This window comes from Mariniflexile sp. (genome assembly GCF_041583155.1).
In the GTDB taxonomy this organism is placed as follows: domain Bacteria; phylum Bacteroidota; class Bacteroidia; order Flavobacteriales; family Flavobacteriaceae; genus Mariniflexile.
In genome coordinates this window covers 1-8,775 of sequence record NZ_JBFHGK010000081.1, presented here as the reverse complement: position 1 = coordinate 8,775, position 8,775 = coordinate 1, and the positions used below count along the sequence as shown (strand labels likewise).

Below are 8,775 nucleotides of genomic sequence, written 5' to 3'. Positions count from 1 at the left end.
TAGAATCAATCATCCAAACGAGATTGTAGAATTAGACCAAAAACTTAACGTGGTAATCCTTGATTTTGATGAAAACAAATCAAGAATCCAATTAGGTCTTAAACAATTATCTAAACACCCATGGGAAGCATTAGCTGATACTGTAGCTGTTGGAGATAAAGTAAAAGGTAAAGTAGTTGTTATTGCAGATTACGGTGCATTTATTGAAGTTGCTGATGGTGTTGAAGGTTTAATCCACGTTTCTGAAATGTCTTGGTCAACACACTTACGTTCTGCTCAAGATTTCGTAAATGTTGGTGATGAAGTTGAGGCAGTTATCTTAACTTTAGATAGAGAAGAACGTAAAATGTCTTTAGGTATCAAACAATTATCTTCTGATCCATGGACTGATATTACATCTAAATACCCATTAGGTTCTAAACACACAGGTATCGTTCGTAACTTTACAAACTTTGGTGTATTTGTTGAATTAGAAGAAGGTATTGATGGATTAATTTACATTTCAGATTTATCTTGGACTAAGAAAATCAAACACCCATCTGAATTCTGTTCAGCTGGTGATAAATTAGAAGTTATCGTATTAGAATTGGATGTTGAAGGACGTAAATTATCTTTAGGTCACAAACAAACAACTGAAAACCCTTGGGATGCTTACGAAACTGATTTCGCTTTAGAAACTGTTCACACTGGTGAAATTTCTGAAATCGTTGATAAAGGAGCTACTGTAGAGTTTAATGAAGATATCGTTGCTTTTATTCCTACACGTCACCTTGAAAAAGAAGATGGTAGTAAACTTAAAAAAGGCGATACTGCTGAATTTAAAATTATTGAATTTAACAAAGAGTTTAAACGTGTTGTAGCTTCTCATACTGCTATTTTTAAAGCAGAAGAAATTGCAAACGTAAAAGCTGCTGCTAAGAAAATAGAAGCACAAGCTGCTGAAGCAAAACCAACTTTAGGTGATGCTAACGAAGCTTTACAAGCTCTTAAAGATAAAATGGACGGAAAAGCATCAAAAAGCAAAAAATAATTTTGCGATTTTAAGCTAAAAATTCATTTGTAATTTAAAGCCTTCAATTTATTGAAGGCTTTTTTTATGCTTTATTTTACCGAACCTCCCTTTAATGCAACTAAACAAATTTATATGCTAATTGTAGAACTTTTGATGGGTGGATACAAAGAAGGTGTAATTTTAAATTGAATTTATATTCCAGCACTTTAAAGTTTTAAGCCCAATGAATCAAAAAGACTGTCATGTTAACTACTTAAATTCATTTAGTAGTATTCCCAATGAAATTGTTGAAGAGCTGTTTAATATTTCAGAATTTAAAACAATAAAGGCAGGAAAGCAAATTGTTAAAGAAAATGAAGTACCAACAAAAGTATACATGCTAACCTCTGGTGTTGTTAGGTGTTATTTAAGTTCTGAATCGGGTAAGGAGTACAATAAAAATTTTTACTTGCCTTATAGCTTTGTTGGTCCATTAACATCATTGATTGATAGAAAACCATCCCAATTTGTTTACGAAACACTCTTAGACTCTGAAATGTATGAGATCGATTATTATAAATTCTCAATGTTATGTAAAAAACATGAATCCTTAAATATATTGTACACAAAAATTTTAGAATCTGTTTATAGAGTTTATGAGAAACGTTTGGTAGATTTAATTTCTTTAGATGCAAAAAGTAGGTATTTTGAATTGTGCAATCAAATTCCAAACCTTGAAACCCTAATCCCTCAGTACCATATTGCTTCTTATTTAGGTATAACTCCAGTACAATTAAGTAGGATAAGAAATAAAATTGAAATTTATTAACATTTGTTAATAAATAATAAAACGTTAAATTATATATTTGACTTGATTTCCTTTGAACATTACAAGGATTGATAGCTAACCAACCAAAAAAAAACAGGTAAATTTATTTACCTGTTTTTTTACTTATAGTGGATTGAATATTTATTTTAAACTTCCAACCATATCTTCTGGTCTTACCCATTCATCATATTCTTCGGCAGTAACGTATCCTAAATTAATAGCTTCTTCTTTTAAAGTAGTACCGTTAGCATGAGCTGTATTTGCAATTTCAGCTGCTTTGTAATATCCTATTTTAGTGTTCAAGGCTGTAACCAACATTAAAGAGTTGTTTAAAAGTGTTTTAATAACATCATGGTTTGGTTCAATACCAACAGCACAATGTTCATTAAAACTAGCACATGCGTCACCTAATAATTGTGCCGATTGAATGGCATTTGCAGCCATAACAGGCTTAAACACATTCAATTCATAATGACCTTGTAAACCACCTACCGATATAGCAACATCATTACCAATTACCTGAGCACAAACCATAGTTAATGCTTCACATTGGGTTGGGTTTACTTTTCCTGGCATAATTGAACTTCCTGGTTCATTTGCTGGAATAATAATTTCTCCAATACCACTTCTTGGTCCGGAGGCCATCATCCTAACGTCATTTGCAATTTTATTTAAAGAAACGGCTAATTGTTTTAAAGCACCATGTGTTTCAACTATAGCATCATGAGCAGCTAAAGCTTCAAATTTATTAGGAGCCGTTACAAATGGAAGTCCTGTAAACTGTGCAATATACTCAGCAACGCGTTTACTGTAACCTTTAGGTGTGTTTAACCCTGTGCCAACAGCAGTACCCCCTAATGCCAATTCGCTTAAATGCGGTAATGTGTTTTCTAAAGCTTTTAAACCATGGTCTAATTGCGCAACGTACCCTGAAATTTCCTGTCCTAAAGTAAGCGGCGTAGCATCCATTAAATGCGTGCGACCAATTTTTACAACATTTTTAAATGCTTCGGATTTTTTCTTAAGCGTATCGCGAAGTTGCTTAACTCCCGGAATAGTAACTTCTACAATTTTTTTATAAACCGCTATATGCATTCCAGTTGGAAAGGTATCGTTAGATGATTGGGACTTGTTAACATCATCGTTAGGTTGAATTGCTTTTTCACCTTCACCAATAATTCTACCTGCTAATTGCTGTGCTCTATTGGCAATAACTTCATTAGCATTCATATTACTTTGCGTTCCTGATCCTGTTTGCCAAATTACCAAAGGAAATTGGTCGTCATGTTTACCAGCTAATATTTCATCGCAAACAGCCGCTATTAAATCGCGTTTTTCTATAGGTAAAACCCCAAGTTCACAATTTGTGTAAGCTGCAGCTTTTTTAAGATAAGCAAAGCCATAAATTATTTCTAAAGGCATGGATGCTGAAGCTCCTATTTTAAAATTATTTCTAGAGCGCTCGGTTTGTGCTCCCCAAAGTTTATCGGCAGGCACTTTTACCTCACCCATAGTGTCTTTTTCTATTCTAAAACTCATTTTAATAACGATTTAATTATTGATGTAAAGTTAATGGTTTTATCTTTTTGCTGGCTATGATAAATGTTAGTTTTTCAAAGTTTTTTTAACAGAGATATAACGCTCTCATACTTTATGATTTGAATAAAAAAAGGTAAATTGGCTTGTATAAATTTAATAATTCAAAAAAATAAATATAATTATGGCAACAATTAGATTAGGAGATACTGCTCCAAATTTTACAGCGAAGTCAACAGAAGGAACAATTAATTTTCATGAATGGTTAGGGGATAGCTGGGGTATTTTATTTTCGCATCCAGCAGATTATACTCCAGTTTGTACAACAGAGTTAGGCACCGTGGCAAAATACAAACCGGAATTTGATAAGCGTAATGTAAAAGTTGTAGCATTGAGTGTTGATGGTTTAGAATCTCATAAAGGGTGGGTAGACGATATTAACGAGACACAAAATACAACAGTAAATTTTCCAATTATTGCAGATGAAGATAAAAAGGTCTCTGAATTATACGATATGATACACCCAAATGCTAGTGATAAGTTTACAGTACGTTCGGTTTTTGTAATAGGTGATGATAAAAAAGTTAAATTAATTATTACCTATCCAGCATCAACTGGTAGAAATTTTGATGAATTATTACGTGTTATTGATAGCCTTCAATTAACAGCTTATTACAAAGTTGCTACCCCAGCTAATTGGAAAAATGGTGAAGACGTGGTTATTTCTCCGGCGGTTACAAATGATCAAATACCTGAATTGTTTCCAAAAGGACATAAAGAGGTTAAGCCTTATTTAAGAATGACGCCACAACCAAATTTGAATTAATAAGGTTAAATAAATTTTAGGTTTGATATTGTGTAAGATGAACCTTTACATTATATTTGCCTAAGATTTTTAAATGATACTTATAATTATGTTTGATTTTGACCAATATTTAGGATTTTTAGCTTTTTTAACCATTTTAACAATTGGATTTTGGTTAATGATATTTTTATTAACATTCGTTATTCCTTATTGGATTGGTGGTTCTTTAATTGAAAGATTAAAAGAAATTAGAGAAGAGAAAAAGGCTAAACGTCAAAACTCATAATATAATCATTATATTTAATAAAAAAGGGAAGCTAATTTAGCTTCCCTTTTTTATTGGATTTTGAAGGTTATTGCTAACCTTCAAAATCCATATTATCCATTCCACCGTTATTTTGTCCACGATCTCTGGCTTGTTTCTTTTGTTGATTGAATCTGTAAGTGAATGATAAATTGAAAGAACGTTGTCTCCATTGGAATTCACTGTTACTGATAAATGTTGAAGTAGTTGATTCTGTTATTCTTTTTCTGCTATTAAATAAATCACTTACATTAAAAGCTAAAGAAGCACTTTCGTTAAAAAAGTCTTTACTGAATGCTAAATCGGTTGAAAACATGCCTTTTGTTTTGTTTTGAGCATCTTGACTTGGTCCTCCGTAAAATAATCGGGTTTGCCAATCTATGTTTCCTGGAAGTGTATATTTGTTATTGATTCTTGCAAACCAACTTAAATTTTCAGCATCGAAGTTTGTACCGTTATAATCGCCTTTGGTTTCGGAATTAAATAAATTAAAGTTGGCGTTTAAATTCCATTTTTGGGTCGGTCGGTAGGTTAAGGTAAATTCGAATCCTAATCGGTCATTAGTAGCTAAGTTTATAGGTACCCTTCTTATTACAGGAATTTCAGTACCTCCAACAATGGCTGTTGTTCCTGTATCTTCGGCGATAAATGTGAAAACATCTGTAGCACGCTCATAGTAAACAGATGAGTTTAAAGTAACTTTATCAAATCTGTTTAAATAGCCAACATCCACTTTATTGGAATAACTTGGGTTTAAATCTGGGTTACCTTGAAAAAGGTTGGTTGCACTACTACGAGAAGGAAATGGATTAATATAACGTGAACGAGGTCTGCTTATTCTTCTGTTATACCCAAGTGTAAAACTTTCTTTTTCACTAATTTCATATCCTAAATTCACAGTAGGGAAGAAGCCTAAATAGTTTTTTCTGTCAAAATCATTGCTTGTTAATTGGTTAACAGTAATCTTTGAATCTTCCATTCTTAAACCCAACAAGTAAGAAAATTTGTTTTTTATTTTACTTCCAAATTGTGTATAAACAGCGTTGATGTATTCTCGGTATATTAGATTGTTGCTTAAATCGATTTCTGGGTCGTAAACCACATTGTAATAATCGGTATTCAATTCATTAAAATTACCTCGGTAACCAATCTCGAATTGGCTAACCTCTCCTAAAGGTAATACATAATCTGTTTGAAGTAGTATGTTTTGCTGATCTTCTATTGTTTGAACAACTTCAGAAAGAGTTCCGTCTTGCAAAATATTAGAAAACTCATCTTCGCTACTATTTTCATATTGAAAATCGAAAGTAAGTTTATGATCTGAGTTACCATTAAATTGTTTGTCAAAATTTATGGCATACTGCATCGTTTTATCATCTTCTGTCTCAGGATCATATCGAAAGGTTTGATTAATTAAATTCCCATTAAAATCAAATTCGTTACTGGTATTGGTTGTTTCACTTGAATTATCACTATTACGCAAAACAACGGATGCGGTTAACGAAGCCGTGTCATTTATATACCATTCTACACCCGTGTTTGTTGTGAATCCTTTTCGGGTTCTGTCAATGTCTCTATACTCGTTTAAAAAAGTGCTAGGGTCGCTACCGTTAAAATATTCACTTTCTGTAGACGAATTTCCTGGGGATTTTCTATAATCGTAACCAGAAGTATTGAAAAAGTTGAAATCGCCAGTTCTGTAATTAATATTTCCGGAAATACCAGCCGTTAAGGGTGCGCCAGCATTTACTGTAATAGCACCGTTTAGGCCTTGGAGCTTACTTCTTCTTAGAATAATGTTTAGAATACCTCCAGTACCTTCAGCATCGTATCTTGATGAAGGAGAGGTGATAACTTCAACACGTTCAATAGCATCTGCTGGAAGTTGACGTAATGCATCAGTAGAGTTTAAACCAACCAACCCAGAAGGTTTACCGTTAATTAAAATTCTAACGTTGTCATTTCCACGCAAAGCCACATTACCTTCCACGTCTACCGAAACAGAAGGTACATTATCTAAAACGTCACTAACGGTACCGCCTCTTACCGTTAAATCTTTACCAACATTGTATATTTTTTTGTCTAATTTTATTTCAACAGTGGTTCTTTCCGCAATAATTTCAACTTCTCCTAATGATGAAAAATCTATTTCTAGATAAGTGGTACCTAAATTAATATCCGATTCTAATTTCTTGTTAGGTATTGTTATTTTTTTATAGGAAATATATTCGATTGAAATATCGTAAACGCCTGCAGCAACCTTAATACTAAATTGTCCATTTGCATTAGTAATTCCTCCATCAACTATTTTTTTTTCTTTTTTGCTGTAAAAGGCAACTGTAGCGTATTCTAGTGGGGTGTTGGTGTCTTTATCGATTACTTTACCTGTAACGGTTATGTTTTTGTCTATTGTTGGACTTGTATTTTCAGATCGTGCATTTACCGAAAAAACAAGAGTAAATATTGAAAATAAGACAAATAATTTTTTAGTCATGGTTTAATTTTTCCAAGTTAGACTCGCAAAAATAACCATGGTTTAACTGTATTTCGTTAAATAAAAGTTAATTAACTTAATATGATTTTTCTCAATTTTCTAGATTATTTCAGATATTTTTTCGGTAGGTCTACCTATAACCGCCTGTGTTCCATTTATAACAATTGGACGCTCAATTAGTTTCGGATTATTAACCATGGCTTCAATTATTTCGTCGTCGGTTAAGGTCTTCCCTTTAAACTCTGTTTTCCAAATGGATTCATTTTTACGAACTAAATCAATTGGTTTTATAGACAAAAGTTTAATGATTTCTTTTAATTCATTAAAGGATAAGGTGTCTTCAAGATATTTTACAATTTCGAATTCTTTACCTGATGATTCTAATAATTCTAAACCGCAACGCGACTTACTACATCTGTTATTGTGAAGTATTTTTATCATTATAAGTGAATATTAAAAGTTTTTAACTGTTTAATTAGCGTTTCTGGATTTTCGAAATGAATACCGTTTATCCCTAAAATGTTTGCCGCTTCAATATTTCTTAAATTATCATCAATAAAAACCGAATTTTCTGGAGTTATATTGAATCTGTTTAAGGTGATATCATAAATTTCTTTAAATGGTTTTCGGGTTTTTTCTTCGCCAGAAACCACAATGCCATCAAACCAACTTAAAAACTCAAAGTGTCTTTGGGCAACAGGGAAGGTTTCTTTGCTCCAATTGGTTAATGCAACCACTTTGTATTCTTTAGATTTTATAAGGGTTTCAAGTATTTTTACCGTACCATTAATTGCTCCGCCTAACATTTTTTCCCATTCTCCATAAAACATTTTTATATAATTTTCGTGTTCAGGAAATTTTTCAACCAAATCTTGAGTGGCTTGTGCTATTGAGTAACCAGCGTCTTGGTTTTCGTTCCAATCGCTTGTACAAATATTTTCAAAAAACCATGTCATTTTTTTTCTGTCGCCATTGAAAGCGTCTAAAAAAACATATTCAGGGTTCCAATCTATTAAAACACCACCAAGATCAAAAATTATAGTATCAATTTGTTTCATAATGTATTGTTGTCTTCAACTTTTTGCCCCATCATCATTAAATAGGATTTTAAAAACGGGTCAATATAGCCATCCATAACGGCATCAACATTACTCGTTTCATGGCCTGTTCTAACATCTTTTACCAATTTGTAGGGTTGCATTACGTAGTTACGAATCTGACTTCCCCATTCAATTTTCATTTTACCAGCCTCGATATCATCGCGTTGCGCCATTTGTTTTTGGAGTTCGATTTCATACAACTGCGATTTAAGCATTTGTAAGGCTCTGGAGCGGTTATCGTGTTGTGATCGCGTTTCGGAGCATTGAATTTGAATGCCTGTTGGTTTGTGAGTAAGTTGCACTTTTGTTTCCACCTTATTTACGTTTTGCCCACCAGCGCCACTGGAACGCGCTGTGGTAATTTCAATATCGGCAGGATTTATTTCAATTTCAATGGTATCATCTACCAACGGATACACGTAAACCGATGCAAAACTGGTATGACGTTTCGCGTTACTATCAAATGGAGAAATACGCACTAAACGATGCACGCCATTTTCACCCTTTAACCAACCAAACGCAAAATCACCTTCAATTTCTAAGGTTACCGTTTTTATGCCTGCCACGTCGCCTTCTTGAAAGTTTAGTTCTTTAACTTTAAAACCGCTTTTCTCGGCATACATCAAGTACATACGCATAAGCATGCTTGCCCAATCGCAACTTTCGGTACCACCAGCACCTGCAGTAATTTGTAATACGGCGCTTAAACTATCACC

9 protein-coding genes are annotated in these 8,775 nt (G+C 33.2%); 4 read left to right on the top strand and 5 right to left on the bottom strand.

All coding sequences use genetic code 11. The annotated features are described in order from the left end of the window. Both ABYI63_RS16805 and ABYI63_RS16800 read left to right on the top strand, forming a co-directional pair. Positions 1–1,030: S1 RNA-binding domain-containing protein (locus ABYI63_RS16805; RefSeq protein WP_372758020.1), on the top strand; the 1,030-nt coding region annotated here is incomplete at its 5' end. Positions 1,031–1,235: 205 nt separating this feature from the next. Further along, positions 1,236–1,820 carry a Crp/Fnr family transcriptional regulator gene (locus ABYI63_RS16800; protein ID WP_372758019.1) on the top strand — a complete coding sequence of 195 codons (585 nt, stop codon included), beginning with the start codon at positions 1,236–1,238 and terminating at the stop codon, positions 1,818–1,820. 141 nt (positions 1,821–1,961) lie between these two features. Here the strand turns inward: ABYI63_RS16800 and fumC are convergent, their stop codons facing one another. After that, positions 1,962–3,359, bottom strand: a complete 1,398-nt coding sequence (gene fumC / locus ABYI63_RS16795; RefSeq protein WP_372758018.1) for a class II fumarate hydratase — start codon at positions 3,357–3,359, stop codon at positions 1,962–1,964. 181 nt (positions 3,360–3,540) lie between these two features. Here fumC and ABYI63_RS16790 point away from each other — a divergent pair, with 181 nt between their 5' ends. After that, complete coding sequence (locus ABYI63_RS16790; RefSeq protein WP_372758017.1) at positions 3,541–4,182, top strand: peroxiredoxin; 642 nt, start codon at positions 3,541–3,543, stop codon at positions 4,180–4,182. 73 nt (positions 4,183–4,255) lie between these two features. Next, on the top strand, positions 4,256–4,447 hold the full coding sequence (locus ABYI63_RS16785; RefSeq protein WP_372758021.1) for a hypothetical protein: 192 nt from the start codon (positions 4,256–4,258) through the stop codon (positions 4,445–4,447). Positions 4,448–4,520: 73 nt separating this feature from the next. On the opposite strand, the gene ABYI63_RS16780 is transcribed toward ABYI63_RS16785, so the two are convergent. The 4 genes from ABYI63_RS16780 to prfB form a co-directional block, all read right to left on the bottom strand. Then, positions 4,521–6,959, bottom strand: coding sequence for a TonB-dependent receptor domain-containing protein (locus tag ABYI63_RS16780; RefSeq protein WP_372758016.1), 2,439 nt, complete (start codon positions 6,957–6,959; stop codon positions 4,521–4,523). Between the two features lie 99 nt (positions 6,960–7,058). Continuing rightward, a complete protein-coding gene (gene arsC, locus ABYI63_RS16775) occupies positions 7,059–7,400 on the bottom strand; it encodes an arsenate reductase (glutaredoxin) (protein ID WP_372758015.1) in 342 nt (113 codons plus the stop codon). Further along, positions 7,400–8,017: an HAD family hydrolase gene (locus ABYI63_RS16770; RefSeq protein WP_372758014.1), complete on the bottom strand. Its 618-nt coding sequence runs from the start codon at positions 8,015–8,017 to the stop codon at positions 7,400–7,402. Before ABYI63_RS16770 ends, arsC begins: the two co-directional genes overlap by 1 nt. Beyond that, positions 8,014–8,775: peptide chain release factor 2 (prfB, locus tag ABYI63_RS16765; protein WP_372758013.1), on the bottom strand; the 762-nt coding region annotated here is incomplete at its 5' end. The genes ABYI63_RS16770 and prfB, both read right to left, overlap by 4 nt.